Below are 15818 nucleotides of genomic sequence, written 5' to 3'. Positions count from 1 at the left end.
GTCGGAGGTAGCCCATGGCTACGCAAATCTTTGTTAACCTGCCGGTGGGCGATCTGCCCGTTTCCATTGAATTCTTCACCCGGCTGGGCTTCAGCTTTAATCCGCAGTTCACCGATGATACCGCCGCCTGCATGGTGGTCAGCGACAGCATCTATGTGATGCTGTTAACCCACGACAAATTCAAAATGTTCACCCCTAACCCGATCGGCGATGCCAGAAAGGCGACCGAAGTGCTGATATGCCTGTCGCAGCCTAACCGGGCGGCGGTTGACGACCTGGTGCGCAAGGCGATTGCCGCCGGCGGCAACACCTATAACCAGCCGCAAGATTATGGCTTTATGTACGGGCACGGTTTTCAGGATCTGGACGGACACATCTGGGAACTGATGTACATGGATGAAAAGGCGGCACAGGCTCAGTAGCCCGCTTTTGCCCTCCGAAAGGGGGGCGTTCCCATCGGATTTACCTATGAGACAAATACCGTGTTTTCGATAATGATTGATCCCAGTGCTTTTCTGCATAAATTGGCGCGATCTTTGGTTGATCAGACGGTATGGAAGGCTGGATAATCGTTTGCCTTGAATAAACCACCATAAATTACCCGCACCATTCACTGTGAGTTAAACGTTTGCCTTTTATGCGACGCCGGTTGGCGACGTGAGCAAGGGGCAGAAAAGCAAACGTTACCCTAATGAACATGCGTGGGCGGAATAACAAGCCTCTTTAAACGGGCTGGCAATGAAACACAGGGGACAGCAACATGTCGAATTCTCAAGCGAATAACGCCGTTAAACCAAAAGGCGGGCTTGATGGCTATTTTAATATTTCTGCGCGTGGCAGCACCGTGCGTCAGGAAGTGGTGGCGGGGTTAACCACCTTCCTGGCGATGGTGTACTCGGTGATCGTGGTGCCGAGCATGCTGGGCAAAGCCGGCTTCCCGCCCACGGCGGTGTTTGTCGCCACCTGCCTGGTGGCGGGCCTCGGTTCGTTGCTGATGGGGTTATGGGCCAATTTGCCGATGGCCATCGGCTGTGCGATTTCACTGACCGCCTTCACGGCGTTCAGTCTGGTGCTGGGCCAACACATCAGCATTCCGGTGGCGTTGGGGGCGGTATTCCTGATGGGCGTGCTCTTTACCATTATTTCGGTAACCGGCATTCGCGCCTGGATCCTGCGCAATTTACCGATGGGCGTCGCCCATGGCACCGGCATCGGTATCGGCCTGTTCCTGTTGCTGATCGCGGCTAACGGCGTTGGTCTGGTGGTGAAAAACCCGCTGGACGGCCTGCCGGTGGCCCTGGGCGCATTCACTTCGTTCCCGGTCGTGATGACGCTGCTCGGGTTGGCGGTGATTTTCGGGCTGGAAAAACTGCGCGTTCCCGGCGGTATTCTGCTGGTGATCATCACCATTTCGGTGGTGGGGCTGGTGTTTGACCCGGCGGTGAAATACCAGGGCCTCTTCGCGATGCCAAGCCTGGCGGATGCCAACGGCAACTCGTTGATTTTCAGCCTGGATATCATGGGCGCATTGCAGCCGGTGGTATTGCCGAGCGTGCTGGCGCTGGTGATGACCGCGGTGTTTGACGCCACCGGTACCATCCGTGCGGTGGCCGGCCAGGCCAACCTGCTGGATAAAGACGGGCAAATCATCAACGGCGGCAAAGCGCTGACTTCGGACTCTCTGAGCAGCATTTTCTCTGGTTTGGTCGGCGCGGCCCCGGCGGCGGTGTATATCGAATCCGCAGCGGGTACGGCAGCGGGCGGCAAAACCGGCCTGACCGCGACCGTGGTCGGCCTGCTGTTCTTGCTGATCCTGTTCCTGTCGCCATTGTCTTATCTGGTGCCGGTTTACGCGACCGCCCCGGCGCTGATGTACGTCGGCCTGTTGATGCTGAGCAACGTCACCAAACTGGACTTCAATGATTTTGTCGATGCCATGTCCGGCCTGCTGTGCGCCGTGTTTATCGTGCTGACCTGCAATATCGTCACCGGTATCATGCTGGGCTTCAGCTCATTGGTGATTGGCCGTGTCTTCTCAGGCGAATGGCGTCGTTTGAATATCGGCACCGTGCTGATCGCCGTGGCGCTGGTGGCATTCTATGCCGGCGGCTGGGCAATCTAACCGCTATGTCGTTTCCCCCGTCGTTCCGGCGGGGGATGTTTGTCCCCACTTCTGATTCAGATAAATCTCCTTCTGCCGATGCTGCATTTTGAAAGGCACAACAAGCTTTAACCGCCGTAAAAAAAGTGATCTACTATCGGGTATACATCAGAGATGTAGTCTGAACCCAAGAGTCTAAGGAAAGCATGGAAATCTTTTTTACAATCCTCATTTTAATCCTGGTGGTCTCCCTGTCCGGGGTGGTGACGCGCATGTTGCCGTTCCAGGTGCCGCTGCCGTTAATGCAAATCGGTATCGGGGCCCTGTTGGCCTGGCCGCATTTCGGGCTGCACGTCGACTTTGACCCTGAACTGTTCCTGGTGCTGTTTATCCCGCCGCTGCTGTTTGCCGATGGCTGGAAAACCCCGACGCGGGAGTTTTTGCACCACGGTCGCGAAATTCTTGGCCTGGCGCTGGTATTGGTGCTGATCACCGTGGTCGGCGTCGGTTATCTGATTTACGCCATGGTGCCGGGCATTCCTCTGGTGGCGGCGTTTGCGCTGGCGGCGGTGCTGTCGCCAACGGATGCCGTGGCGCTGTCCGGCATCGTCGGCAAAGGGCGTATTCCGAAGCCGATCATGGGTGTGCTGGAAGGCGAGGCGCTGATGAACGATGCGTCCGGCCTGGTTTCACTCAAATTCGCTATTGCGGTGGCGATGGGCACCATGGTGTTTACCGTGGGCGGCGCGACACTCGAGTTTCTCAAGGTGGCGATCGGCGGCCTGCTGGCCGGCGTAGCGGTCACCTGGCTCTACAGTAAATCTTTGCGGATCATGAGCCGCTGGAGTGGTGATGACCCGGCGACGCAGATCGTCTTCCTGCTGCTGCTGCCTTTTGCCTCTTACCTGATTGCCGAACACATTGGCGTCTCCGGGATCCTGGCTGCGGTAGCGGCGGGGATGACCATCAGCCAGTCCGGCGTGATCCGTAACGCGCCGCTGGCGATGCGCCTGCGCGCCAACAGCGTCTGGGCGATGCTGGAGTTTGTGTTCAACGGCATGGTGTTCATCATGTTGGGCCTGCAGCTGCCGGGGATCCTGGAAACCTCTATCCTGCAGGCGGAGCTGGATCCGACCATTCAGACCTGGTACCTGTTTGCCGACGTGGCGATTATCTACGCGGCGCTGCTGGTATTGCGTTTTACCTGGCTGTGGCTGATGAAAAACGCCAGCCGTCGCTTTATGAAAAAGCGGCCGTTGCAGTTCGGTGAATACACCACCCGCGAGCTGTGGGTAGCGTCGTTTGCCGGGGTGCGAGGGGCGATTACGCTGGCCGGTGTGCTGTCAATTCCGCTGTTGCTGAGTGATGGCACCGCCTTCCCTGCGCGTTACCAACTGGTGTTTATCGCCGCTGGGGTGATCCTGCTTTCGTTGATTGCCGGGGTACTGGCGCTGCCGCTGTTGCTGCGTGGCGTTCAGGTGGCGGATAAGAGCGTCAGCAAGAGCGAAGAGCGGATGGCAATCGCCATGGCAGCCGAAGTGGCGATCGAAAGCATCAACAAGATGGAAGAGCGATTGGCGGTGGATACCGAGGAAAACCTCGATCCGCAGGTGCTGAAAGAGATCAGTTCGCGGGTGGTGGGGACGTTACGGCGGCGCATCACCACCAAAGACGATATCGAAAATGCGCTGATGCTGGAAAACCTCGAGCGTCGTTTCCGCCTGACTGCGCTGCGCGCCGAGCGCGGCGAGCTATATCACCTGCGCGCCACGCAGAAAATCAGCAACGAGACGCTGCAAAAGCTCCTGCACGATCTCGACCTGCTGGAAGCGCTGTTGATAGAGCGAGAAGGATAATACCCACGGGGCCGCAAATGCGGCCCTGATTATTTATAGCTACTGGCTGCCGGCCAGTAGTCGCGGCAACAGGCTATCCAGGCCTGTGCACTGTGCGACAGGTAGCTGCCCTGCCGCCAGATCAACCCGACTTTCCATTCCATACGCGGTTCCAGCGGCAGCCAGATCAGGTTTTCCTTATCCAGCCATTGGCAGACCGGCTCCGGCAGGGTGGCGATACCGACCCCTGCCTGCACCATCGAAGCCAGGAAATCCCACTGTCCGCTGCGCACTGCTATCTGCGGCTCAAACCCGGCCTGACGGAACGCTTTCATCAGCATTTTGTACAGCGCGAAGTCCTCGTTATAAAGCAGGATCGGCCAGTCGGCCAACTCGGTGATATTGATGCTGGTGCGGTTAAGCCAGTGTGGCGTACGCGGCGCAACCACGCACATGGGGTGGACGAGTAACGGCAGGAAGGTCAGCGGCTGATCCGAATCGACCGGCAGTATGGTCATCGCCAGATCCAGCTCGCCGGACATCACCGCCTGCTCCACCGACAGCCCGCCCAGCTCGGAGATTTTCAGCTCGATGCCAGGGTAGGTTTGGCGGAATTGACGGATCAGATCGGCAATCTGCCGCCCGACCATGGGTGGAATACCCAGCCGCAGCACGCCTTTTTTGACCGAGCTGATGTCTTCCAGCTCCGCCTCCAACTGGCGGAACTCATCGATGATCGCCAGCCCACGTTGATATACCGCTTGCCCGCTGTCGGTCAGGTGCAGTTTGCGGCCTTCGCGGATCAGCAGCGTGCATTCCAGCTCTTCTTCCAAATGGCGCAGCATCTTGCTGATGGTCGGCTGGGTGACGAACAGTTTCTCCGCCGCGCGGGTAAAGCTTTGCTGGCGCACCACTTCCACGAAGTAGCGCAGGGTGCGGACATCCACGTTGGATTCTCCTGGGGGAAGTACCGTCGGGAAACTATTCCCTGATGGCATGATGTCGATAATTTTAATTCATTTCAGGCGAGGTTTCCTGGCTGCGTATACTGTAAACCGTGAATTTTTTGCTTAAGGCCTTTCCCCATGTTACTGGCGTTCCGCCAAGTTGCTCCCTCGGTGTTGACCCGGCTGCAGGTGCCGATCCAGGTTGCTTTATATGCGGTGCTGTTTTTGATTGCCGACCGGCTGGTGCAGCAGTTCCATTTGCCGCTGCCCGCCAACATTGTCGGCATGTTGATGTTGTTGGCGCTGATCCTGCTGCGCATTCTGCCGCTGAACTGGGTCAAGGCCGGTTCGCGCTGGTTGCTGGCCGAGATGCTGCTGTTTTTTGTCCCGGCGGTGGTGGCCGTGGTGAACTATGCCCAGCTGTTAATGGTGGAAGGGTGGAAGATTTTTCTGGTGATTGCCATCAGTACCATGCTGACGCTGGGCATGACCGGATTGGTGGTCGATCGTGTTTATCGACTGGAAGTCTGGCTGCAACGGCGCAAACAACGCGATGAATGATTTTATCCTTAGCCTCGCCTGCTTTCTGGCGACCCTGGCGCTGTACTTCGCCAATAAAAAACTTTACCGACGCCGTCGTTCCCTGTTGCTGATGCCGCTGGTGCTGACGCCGATGATCCTGGTGCTGCTGCTGGTGGTGACCCACATCTCCTACCAGGACTACATCGGTGAAACGCACTGGCTGCTGTGGCTGCTGGGGCCGGCCACCATCGCCTTCGCGGTGCCGGTGTATGAGAATTTGCATATCATACGCCGCCATTGGTTGTCGCTAAGCGCCGGGGTGCTGACGGCGGTGTGCGTGGCGGTTTACAGTTCGGTGTGGCTGGCGCGCCTGCTGACGTTACCGGAAGAAGTGCAACGCAGCCTGGCGGTGCGCTCCATCACCACGCCGTTTGCGCTGGAAGCCGCCAGGCAGATGGGCGGCCAGCCGGATTTGGTGGCGCTGTTTGTGGTGATCACCGGAGTGTTCGGTATGGCGGTGGGCGACATCCTGTTTCTGCGTCTGTCCGTGCGCAGCAGCCTGGCGAAAGGGGCCGGGCTGGGGGCCTCGTCGCACGGCGCCGGTACCGCGAAAGCCTATGAGATGGGGCAGGAAGAAGGCGTAGTATCCAGCCTGGTGATGATGCTGGCAGGGATTATCACGGTGATTGCCGCCCCACTGATAGGGCAACTGATGTGGTGAGCCTGCGATTATCAACTCAGAAGGAGGATCACTGTGGCATGATCCTTCTTATTGTCGAATCTGGAGGTATCAGGCCGTTGCCGCGGTCCTGATCAGTTCCACCACCAGTGGCGAAAGCTCGTTCCGCAATGCCGCACGTTCGGACTGAAACAGCGTGGCGGCGTAAAAACGGTGTCCCGGTAGCTCTACCGAGCGAACATCACCTTCACTGTCGTGGCCGCTGATTATCAGCGGGTGTCGTTGCAGATCGGCGACAAATTCCGGGTTGACGCCGAAGTTGCAATGGTAGCCTTCACTCGTTTCCAGCTTGCCGTAGACACGGGCTGCCAGCGTATTGGGTTGGAAAATAATGGCACCGCTTTTTTCGACCAGCGAACAGCTCAGGGGGGCGATCACCAACCGACCCCCGTTGTCGGTTTCCGCATGCCCGGCATCGTGCCAACCCATCACGTTACGGGCGTACTCTACGATCGCATATTGGAAACCACCGCAAGATCCGAGGAAGGGAACGTTTTGCTCGCGCGCATGGCGGATAGCCAGAAAGGCACCGTCGTCATGATTGTACGGGCTGCCAGGCACCACCCAGATGGCATCATAGCGTTGCAGGACCGACGTGTCGGTAATGCTTTCTGTGGGCAGCCAGTGGGATTGAATATCGACGTTAAGGTGTTTGGCGGTGAGTTGGAGAGCGATGGGGATGGCCTGGTGAGAAACGGCCTGGGGTTGGTAGTCACCGACCAGAGCAATACGGACTTGAGCTTTCATCATTTCCTTTTCCTGTGCGGGTAAAAAAGGAGGTTACAGCAAAGATCGGCGCTCATCCGCAGTTTTTTAAATCCGGCGCACAAAAAAGCCCGGCATTGGCCGGGCTGATGAATATTTTTTTGCTCAGTACAGCGACGGTGCGCCGGCCGGCCGGGTTTTAAAGCGACGATGCAGCCACATGTATTGCTCAGGAGCGCGCATGATCTCTTTTTCCACCACTTTATTCATGTAAGCCGCTGCGGCAATTTCATCGCCGATAGGATAATTTTCCAACGCCGGTTGGATCAGCAGGTCATAACCCCGACCCTTCTCGCGGCGGATCAGAACCACCGGCACCAGCGCCGGCTTGGCCATGCGCGCCAGCATAAAGGTACCGCTGGTGGTGGCCGCCTGATCGACGGCGAACAATGGAGCGAACACGCTACCGCGTGGGCCGTAGTCTTGATCCGGGGCGAACCATACGGCCTCGCCGCGCTTGAGGGCATGAACCATGCCGCGCAGATCTTTGCGATCGAGCATCGCCTTGTTGGAACGCATGCGACCTTTGGTTTGCGCCCATTCCATCGCTTTATTATTGTGCGGGCGGTACATCGCCATCATTGGCTGGCACAGGCCCATGGCACGGCCACCCAGCTCCAGCGACATAAAGTGCACGCCAATCACCAACACACCGCGCTGGTTCTGCTGCGCCATTTTCAGGTGGTTGATGCCGGAAACGTTGAACCAACGTTTGACGCGCTTATCTGACCAGAACCAGGCCATGCCGGTTTCCAGCAGGCCCATGCCGAGGGATTCGAAGTTGCCGACCACTTTACGCTCGCGCTGAGCCTCATCCATATCCGGGAAGCACAGTTCCAGGTTGCGGCGGGTGATTGAAACGCGACGTTTCAGAAAGCGCATCGAGGTGCGGCCCATCCATACGCCGAGCTTGTGCAGCAGCGGGTAGGGAAGTTGGACCAACAGGAATAAGCAGGCCAGGCCGAACCAGGTAAACCAGTAGCGCGGATGCAGCAGGGCCGATGTGAATTTTTGCGGACGCTTCATATGAACTCATTTATGCATTAAGGGGGCAGCAACCTGTAACGCATAAAGATCCACTCAATTGCGATACAACTACTCAGACACCCAGATACCACTATGGTTTAGCCAGATTCCATAATTGACTAAATCTTTACACTCGAAGGGCGGTTCGCGCTGCTATCAGGCTTCGGGAGGAGGGCTGTAGGCCAGCGAAGGCGGTCCAAGACGGCGCATTTTACCACACAACGCCAGGGGGAGGATCCGAATATTCCGATTCCCATTGGAGGAAAACGATGCATTTTTTGGTGAGTTTTTTGTGCAAAACATGCGCAAAAAGATCAAAAAATTAGCATGTAAATGCGCTGAAATACGGTGGGATATAAAGTTTGAAATTTGCTTTATATCATGGCGAAGTCAATGAATATGTATTATGCGTTTGTGTATTTTTTCCCCTGTAACAGGGGATGTTAGTGCTATTGTTTTTTCTCGGCCTTATTTCATCAATGTTTTGTTTTTATTATTGTTTTTATTGAAGCAAAACAATCTGGAAACTTTTTGATACAGGATGATACATTTCATTTTGTTTTAATGCCCATTTTCAATTCTCATCCAGTAAAATTGCGTCTGTGGATTCTTGTACTGGATTTTTATCTCAAGAGGGAATATTGTTTTTGGCGTAGTGCCGGTGGTCAAAATGAAATTTTCAAAAAACAGTGGGATCGCTCACTGCTACTGCATTGGTGAAATGCTAACTCGCACTCTGACGTAGACCCAATCTCGATAAATACCCTATCCAAATTCCTGATAACGCCTTGGGATAATTTCTTGGCGAAAATAGACATCTGATCAATGAAAACCAATGTGCTGATTCAGCTTTGTTCCTAAGAACAATGGCTGCGGACGGCTATTTCCGTTGGCCGGGTTAGCAATGAATTAGTTTTCCATCACAAGCAATGAAATGAATAAGGGGCAGAAATGTACTCATGGTATCTCATTTGCTATCGTTCCAGATTACATGCGAAGGTTATTGATGAAATAGAACGTATTGGTGTTGAATGTTATATGCCAATGAAGACCAGGTTAACATTACGTGCCGACCGGAAAAATTCGTTTAGAACTCACACCACTCCATTGTTCCCCGGTTATTTATTTGTGCGATTCTCTCCAGAAATCACTCATACCACTTTAATAGCTAAGCAAAGTAGCGTGCAGGGATTTGTTCGTTTGGGAAGAGAGATTTGCACCGTCTCTCAGAATATTATTGATGCTATCAGATGTCTTTCTTTTCGATTAGAGAATAAGGATGAAAAATTAAGCTATATAGAATGCAAAAATGTTTCCCCTGGCATGTTGAAAGAAATAGATAAAATAATAAAGGTGGAAAAGCCAGAGGTTAGGACTCAAACATTATTGCAATATCTCTCTTATTCAATTCAACATCCAACGGCTTTATTGGCAAGCGGTTAATGAACCTCATGGGCATGGCTTGAAATGCCACCTGATATTGGCAGGTGTTATCTCTGGCGCTGTTTTAATCCCGTAATGCTTGAAGTTGCTTCAGTGTTGATGAATGTGCTTATCACCTTGATGCAATGCTCATTATTTGGGGTTTTATTCAATAATAAGGAGTTCTCTAATGAGCGTAAGAACAAGGTTTGCGCCCAGCCCAACGGGTTTTTTACACGTCGGCGGGGCAAGAACAGCTCTCTATTCCTGGCTCTATGCACGCCATAATCACGGCAAATTTATTCTGCGTATTGAAGATACCGACGTGGAACGGGAAAAGGAGGGCGCGGTCGATGCCATCCTGGACTCGATGAAGTGGTTGGGTATGTATTGGGACGAAGGCCCCTTCTACCAGACTAAACGCCTGGAGCGGTACAACGAGGTGGTCGATCAACTGTTGGCGTCTGGGCAGGCCTACCGCTGCTACTGCAGCGAGGAGCGCTTGAATGCACTCAAGGCTAAGCAGGAAAAGAACAAAGAGAACTTCATTTACGACCGCCACTGCCTGCATCATCTGGGGCACGATCCCAGCCTGCCCCACGTGGTGCGTTTGAAAAGCCCACAGCAGGGTATTGTGGCCTGGGACGACATGATCCGAGGGCGTATTGAATTCAGCAACAGCGAGTTTGATGACTTTATTATTCGCCGTACCGACGGCTGGCCAACTTATAATTTTTGTGTGGTGGTCGATGATATCGACATGCAGATGACGCATATCATCCGCGCCGAAGAACATATCAATAATACGCCGAAGCAGATTTATGTTTACCGGGCGTTGGGGCTGGAGCCGCCGGTGTTTGCCCATGTCTCGCCAATACTCGGGGATGACGGAAAAAAACTTTCCAAGCGCCACGGGGCGGCCAACGTAATGCAATACCAAGAGGAAGGTTTTTTACCTGAGGCATTGCGTAACTATTTAGTGCGTTTGGGGTGGGGATATCAGGATAAGGAAATTTTCTCTTTGGATGAGATGATCTCTCTGTTCGATATTAACAATGTCAGCAACTCCCCCAGTGCATTCAATACGGAGAAATTACTGTGGCTCAACAAGCATTATATTGCTACCGCCACGGCCGAACATTTATTGCCCGATTTGCAATGGCAGCTCCAACGGCTGGCTATCAGTACGGAAGATGGCCCACCGCTGGCACGGCTGGCCGAGCTGTTAAAAACTCGAGCCAGAACGATGAAGGAAATGGCAGAAGCCTGCCGCAGTTATTACGGTGAATATCAGTGTCACAACCAGGAAACTTACGAGCAGTTGCTTGCTTCTGCACATCCGACAGTTTTCTGTGAAATCTATCAGCGCTTCTCCACGATAAACGACTGGCAAAGTGCCGAGATTAACCAGGTGATTGGCGATATTTCCAAGGAATACGGTACATCGTTAAAAGACATCAATATGCCGTTGCGATTATTCATTCTCGGGGCGAAAGATACGCCATCGTTAAATGATTGCCTGGCCGTATTGGGAAAAGAAAAAACGCTGACTCGCTTGCATGCGGCAATAGAGAAAATGTCGTGTAAATAACAGGTAATAGGGCTGGCCACCGTAAGATTAATCACGATGGCCGGGAGGTATTAGGCTGGGGTGACAACCAAAATTAATTCCTGAAGGAGGTAAGTCGAAGCGTAATTATTAGCGGTATCCACGGCAACTTTCATGAAAACACATCAAATAAAAAGAGGTGATTTATTATGACTAATCAATATATGCCTATCTATTCCACTGAGGTGGCCCAACACACTTTATCGGAAGGGAAGATCCCAGAATCATCCAGCTGCCCGAGTTCTGTTTTGAATTTGATTAAAGATCGTTTAATGCTAGACGGCAATGAAAAACAGAATTTGGCGACGTTCTGCACCACCTGGTCAGAGCCCGAAGTGGACGAGTTGATGAAGCTGGGATCGGTAAAAAACCTGATTGATAAAGAGTTGTACCCAGAAACGGCAAAAATTGAAGTGTGCTGTACAAAAATGCTGGCGGGGTTGTGGCATGCGCCAGACGTGAATAATTCGATTGGTACTTCCTGTGTGGGGTCCAGCGAAGCGGCAATGTTGGGCGGTCTGGCGCTGAAACGTAACTGGCAGCAAAAACGCAAGGCGAAAGGGCTGGACACTTCCAAGCCAAACCTGGTCACTGGCCCGGTACAGATTTGCTGGAAAAAATTCTGTACCTATTTTGAGATTGAGCACCGCGAGGTGCCCATCCGCGAAGGCGCCCTGTGCGCTCACCCCGACGACATGGTTAATTACATCGATGAAAATACCATCGGTGTGGTGCCTACCTTCGGGACGACCTTTACGCTGGTGTACGAAGACGTACTTGGCCTGTCCAATGCGCTGGACAAGCTACAGAAAGAGCGTGGCCTGGATATTCCGATCCACGTTGATGCGGCATCCGGCAGCTTCATTGCGCCTTTCGTCGAAGAGCAAAGCCACATCGTATGGGACTTCCGTCTGCCGCGCGTAAAATCCATCAACTCTTCCGGTCATAAATACGGCCTGGCCCCGCTGGGCCTGGGTTGGGTGGTATGGCGTGAAAAACAAGATTTGCCTGACGATCTGGTGTTCTACGTGAACTATCTCGGCGGCAACATGGCGACTTTCGCCCTCAACTTCAGCCGTCCCGGCGGTTCCGTCATTGCTCAGTACTACCAACTGCTGCGACTGGGCAAAGAAGGTTATTCCGAGATCCAGCAGACCTGTGTGGATACCGGCAAGTTCCTGGCGCATAAATTGGCCGACTTCCCAGAATTTGAAATGCTCTACAGCAGTGAAGGGGGGTTGCCTGGCGTGGTCTTTACCCTGAAAGACGATGTAAAAGGCTTCACCCTGTATGATTTGCAAAACCAGGTGAAACAGCGCGGTTGGCAAACGGCGGCATACCCCCTGCCGAGCAACCGTCAAAACACCATCATCATGCGCGTTCTGATCCGCTACGGCGTCAGCACCACATTGATGAATCTGCTGGCGCAGGACATCCGCAACATCGTTGACCAGCTAAAGGCCAACGCCACTACCCATGAGTCCGTGCTCTGCTGAGCGCTTCCTGACGGCATTCACGCCGTATCCCAATGGGGACGTCAAACACACTGACGTCAGTGCTCAGCGTGCCGGCAGGCCCCGTTGCTGCCGATGTTCTGAGCTACTCCCGTCTTTGCTTTGACTGACCTTCTTACTGAGCGTCCGGGCACCTACTGGTGGTGTCTGGGCGCTTTGTCTCGCAAAGGTGAATAATGAGCACTCAAACAACGACCTCGGGCAAAATGAAGTTCGGGACGATAGTCCTGTTCGGCATTAACTGCCTGCTGGGGGCAGGGATCTTCATCACCCCCGGCAAAGCTTATTCTGAACTGGGTATGAACCTGTTTCCGGTACTGGTGATCTGCGCCGTTCTTGCGCTGATCATGGCATTGGCTTTTGCTGAAATGGCCGGTATTTTTACTAAAACCGGGGGGGTTTACGTTTACGTTAGCGCCACTTTTGGTCCTTTCCTGGGGTTTAATATCGGCTTTATGCGTTTTCTTGCCGCCTGCGTTGCATTGGCGGTACAGGTAGCCGCATTGCCGGGGATCATTACCACCGCGTTAGGTATCCATTTGGCGCCGGCCAACTCGGCGATGATCAGTATCGCTTTTGCCTGCGTGCTTTGCGGTATCAACCTGATTTCGGTAAAAGTGATGTCGGTGTTTACCCGCGTGAGCAGCTGGCTGGTATTGGCGGCGTTAATCAGCTGCATCCTGGTCTCTTTCAGCCATTTCGACCTGGCTAATTTTACCGATGTGCCAGGGTTGGTACCGCAGTCGACCGGGGTTGAAGTACCGGCGTTTGGTCATCTGACCTCGGCGGAGTTTTCAGGCGGATTCCTGCTGTTGTTTTACGCGATGGTGGGTTTCGAGAATATCGGCGTGGCCTCGCAAGATATGGAAAACCCTACCCGCGACATCCCACGGGCGATCATTCTGGTGCTGTTGTCGGTCACGGCACTCTATTTCCTGCTGTTTGCTTCCATTATCGGGTCCATGGGGGGCGAGCATCTGGCGTCTTCCGATAACTCCGTGGCGGACAGCGTGGGGATGGTTCTGGGCAACGGCGCTCGTGCGGTGATGTCATTAGGATCGGTGGTTGCCCTGTTTGGTATCGGTCTGGCCATGTGCTTTGCCGGGCCGCGTAATCTGGTGCCGCTGGCGGAGGATGGCTTCCTGCCGGAGTCCGCCGGCGCCAATAACAAACGCGGCGTACCGGCCAAATCGATCATTGCGATGTTGGTGGTGACCATTATTTTTATCGTCCTGGCGAATGCCATGTCGAAAGAGTCCTTTGTGCTGCTGGTGGAGGTCGCAACGGTTTGCCGTCTGCTGCAGTATCTGGCGGTGATTGTCGGTATCTTTGTGGTGCGCAAGAAAAAGATGCAAGGGACTTATCGCATGCCGTGGTTCAAGGTACTGGTGCCTATTTGCGTATTGGTTTGCCTCTATCTCGGTTCATGCACCCCACCAACCGTGCTGTTCATTACGCTTGGGTTGATAGTGATTTCCCTGCTGGTGTACTTCTTGTACGCGCTACCGCACGCGAAGCGGGGAGATGACGGCCACCACCATGGCCATCATCACGCGGCTTAATAAGACTTAATCAACACAAAGGCGCTGACCCGGAGGGGCAAGCGCCTTTTTTACGTTCAGATGGGACGACCAACAAGAAAAAGGCGCCGCCTCTTGCGAGGTTGCGCCTTTTCAACATGCCAACTGACTAGTATCAGTTCATGCCGTATTTTTTCAATTTCTTACGCAGCGTACCGCGGTTGATGCCCATCATCAGGGCTGCACGGGTCTGGTTGCCACGGGTGTATTGCATCACCATGTCCAACAGTGGCTGTTCAACTTCAGCCAATACCAGCTCATACAGATCGTTAACGTCTTGACCATTCAGTTGAGCAAAATAGTTCTTCAGTGCTTGTTTAACCGAGTCACGCAGAGGCTTTTGAGTCACTTGATCCTGTGAGTTCACGGTTGAAACGGTCAGTACGTCAGAATTTACGCGTTGTTCGAACATAGTTCTGTCAGCTCTTTTTTGTTACGCAAGATTTTCGAAATATGCCTCCAACGCCTCCAGCTGTTCGCTGGCATCCTCTATGGCGTTGAATGTGCGCCGAAACTGGTCATTCGGGGCGTGCTCCTGGAGATACCAGGAGACGTGCTTACGAGCAATCCGGAATCCCTTGCCTTGGCCGTAAAAGCCGTGCAATTCCCGAATATGCCCTATCAACAAACGCTTAACCTCGCCAAGTGGCAGAGGGGGCAGCAGTTCCCCAGTGTCCAGATAATGCTGGATTTCCCGGAAGATCCAGGGTCTCCCCTGAGCAGCGCGGCCTATCATCAGGGCATCAGCCCCGGTGTAGTCGAGCACTGCTCTGGCTTTATGCGGGTCAGTAATGTCGCCATTCGCGATAATCGGAATGGAAACATTCTGCTTAACTGCCCGAATGCTGTCGTACTCCGCGTTGCCGTTGAACAGGCAGGCACGGGTTCGGCCATGAATAGTCAGGGCCTGTATACCACAGTCTTCGGCCAGATGGGCAATCTCTACACAGTTACGGTGTTCTGGCGCCCAGCCGGTGCGGATCTTAAGCGTTACCGGCACATCCACGGCGTTAACCACCGCGTGGAGGATCTGTTTAACCAGATCCGGGTACTGCAGTAATGCAGACCCTGCAAGCTTCCGGTTCACTTTCTTGGCCGGGCAACCCATATTGATATCGATGATCTGTGCGCCACTAGCCACGTTAATACGCGCTGCGGCGGCCATATCATCCGGATCGCATCCGGCAATCTGCACGGAGCGGATCCCTGGTTCATCGCTATGGACCATACGCAGACGCGACTTATCCGTCCGCCACACCTCCGGATTGGAGGAGAGCATTTCGGATACAGCCATCCCAGCACCCATTGCATGACATAGGGTTCTAAATGGGCGATCTGTAATGCCGGCCATCGGGGCCGCAATCAGGCAATTTGTAAGCTGGTGGTGTCCAATGCGCATAGACAAAGAGTAACCATACTGTGTCCGCAAGGGCGCGTATATTACGCATTTTTGCGTTGAGATGAAAGGCCAAACTTTGACCAATTGGCCGCTATTCGGCAATCAAAATGCGCATTGTCGGGATTCATAAAAATATTATATATATTTAACAATGAGTTGAACATTATTGGTTAATTGGTGCGCTATAAAATATTCCCGATACAACAGAATTTTATCTGTAATGAGTCTCGATTCAGCCCGATAACGGCAGTGATTTAAGTCGTTTGTCAGGGTTTTTCATGGAGAATGGGCTGAATTATGCTGAAATTGCGGGGTGAAGGCTTAGGCAGAAAATATCCAGGGTCACGGTGAATTTGCCA

General features: G+C 53.6%; 14 protein-coding genes. 9 read left to right on the top strand and 5 right to left on the bottom strand.

Going from position 1 to position 15818, the window contains the following annotated elements; translation table 11 throughout:
* Window positions 1-14 precede the first annotated feature (14 nt).
* The 3 genes from LQ945_RS10895 to LQ945_RS10885 all read left to right on the top strand — a co-directional run bounded on the left by LQ945_RS10895 (window position 15) and on the right by LQ945_RS10885 (window position 3957).
* Window positions 15-422, top strand: coding sequence for a VOC family protein (locus LQ945_RS10895; RefSeq protein ID WP_182822218.1), 408 nt, complete (start codon window positions 15-17; stop codon window positions 420-422).
* Between the two features lie 338 nt (window positions 423-760).
* Window positions 761-2122 (top strand): NCS2 family permease, encoded by a 1362-nt coding sequence (locus LQ945_RS10890; protein WP_262240735.1) that lies wholly within the window; start codon window positions 761-763, stop codon window positions 2120-2122.
* A 185-nt stretch (window positions 2123-2307) separates the two neighbouring features.
* The gene (locus LQ945_RS10885; protein WP_044553762.1) at window positions 2308-3957 is read left to right on the top strand and encodes a Na+/H+ antiporter; all 1650 of its coding nucleotides are present in this window, start codon (window positions 2308-2310) and stop codon (window positions 3955-3957) included.
* Window positions 3958-3986: 29 nt separating this feature from the next.
* On the opposite strand, the gene LQ945_RS10880 is transcribed toward LQ945_RS10885, so the two are convergent.
* Window positions 3987-4883: a LysR family transcriptional regulator gene (locus tag LQ945_RS10880; RefSeq protein WP_044553761.1), complete on the bottom strand. Its 897-nt coding sequence runs from the start codon at window positions 4881-4883 to the stop codon at window positions 3987-3989.
* Window positions 4884-5021: 138 nt separating this feature from the next.
* On the opposite strand from LQ945_RS10880, the gene LQ945_RS10875 reads away from it, so the two are divergent.
* The gene (locus LQ945_RS10875) at window positions 5022-5444 is read left to right on the top strand and encodes a CidA/LrgA family protein (RefSeq protein ID WP_262240737.1); all 423 of its coding nucleotides are present in this window, start codon (window positions 5022-5024) and stop codon (window positions 5442-5444) included.
* Entirely contained in the window at window positions 5437-6126 is a 690-nt protein-coding gene (locus LQ945_RS10870) for an LrgB family protein (protein ID WP_262240738.1), read from the top strand. The genes LQ945_RS10875 and LQ945_RS10870 overlap by 8 nt, the downstream gene beginning before the upstream one ends.
* A gap of 69 nt (window positions 6127-6195) precedes the next feature.
* Here the strand turns inward: LQ945_RS10870 and LQ945_RS10865 are convergent, their stop codons facing one another.
* Entirely contained in the window at window positions 6196-6891 is a 696-nt protein-coding gene (locus LQ945_RS10865) for a CTP synthase (protein ID WP_269934221.1), read from the bottom strand.
* Between the two features lie 123 nt (window positions 6892-7014).
* Window positions 7015-7935 (bottom strand): kdo(2)-lipid IV(A) palmitoleoyltransferase, encoded by a 921-nt coding sequence (gene lpxP / locus LQ945_RS10860; protein ID WP_262240739.1) that lies wholly within the window; start codon window positions 7933-7935, stop codon window positions 7015-7017.
* Between the two features lie 951 nt (window positions 7936-8886).
* Between lpxP and LQ945_RS10855 the strand changes: the two genes are divergently transcribed.
* The 4 genes from LQ945_RS10855 (at window position 8887) to LQ945_RS10840 (ending at window position 14042) form a co-directional block, all read left to right on the top strand.
* Complete coding sequence (locus LQ945_RS10855; protein WP_262240740.1) at window positions 8887-9378, top strand: transcription termination/antitermination NusG family protein; 492 nt, start codon at window positions 8887-8889, stop codon at window positions 9376-9378.
* Window positions 9379-9547: 169 nt separating this feature from the next.
* Window positions 9548-10948, top strand: coding sequence for a glutamate--tRNA ligase (gene gltX / locus LQ945_RS10850; protein ID WP_270102867.1), 1401 nt, complete (start codon window positions 9548-9550; stop codon window positions 10946-10948).
* A gap of 167 nt (window positions 10949-11115) precedes the next feature.
* Complete coding sequence (locus LQ945_RS10845; RefSeq protein ID WP_122080323.1) at window positions 11116-12462, top strand: glutamate decarboxylase; 1347 nt, start codon at window positions 11116-11118, stop codon at window positions 12460-12462.
* 194 nt (window positions 12463-12656) lie between these two features.
* A complete protein-coding gene (locus LQ945_RS10840; RefSeq protein WP_156033861.1) occupies window positions 12657-14042 on the top strand; it encodes an APC family permease in 1386 nt (461 codons plus the stop codon).
* A gap of 133 nt (window positions 14043-14175) precedes the next feature.
* Here LQ945_RS10840 and fis read toward each other — a convergent pair whose 3' ends face one another.
* The gene (gene fis / locus LQ945_RS10835) at window positions 14176-14472 is read right to left on the bottom strand and encodes a DNA-binding transcriptional regulator Fis (RefSeq protein WP_000462905.1); all 297 of its coding nucleotides are present in this window, start codon (window positions 14470-14472) and stop codon (window positions 14176-14178) included.
* Window positions 14473-14493: 21 nt separating this feature from the next.
* A complete protein-coding gene (gene dusB / locus LQ945_RS10830) occupies window positions 14494-15459 on the bottom strand; it encodes a tRNA dihydrouridine synthase DusB (protein ID WP_270102866.1) in 966 nt (321 codons plus the stop codon).
* Window positions 15460-15818 lie beyond the last annotated feature (359 nt).

The sequence above is a fragment of the Serratia liquefaciens genome, assembly GCF_027594825.1.
Lineage (GTDB): Bacteria > Pseudomonadota > Gammaproteobacteria > Enterobacterales > Enterobacteriaceae > Serratia > Serratia liquefaciens_A.
Note: the sequence above shows the minus strand (reverse complement) of the source record. Positions and strands in the feature narration are given on the sequence as shown.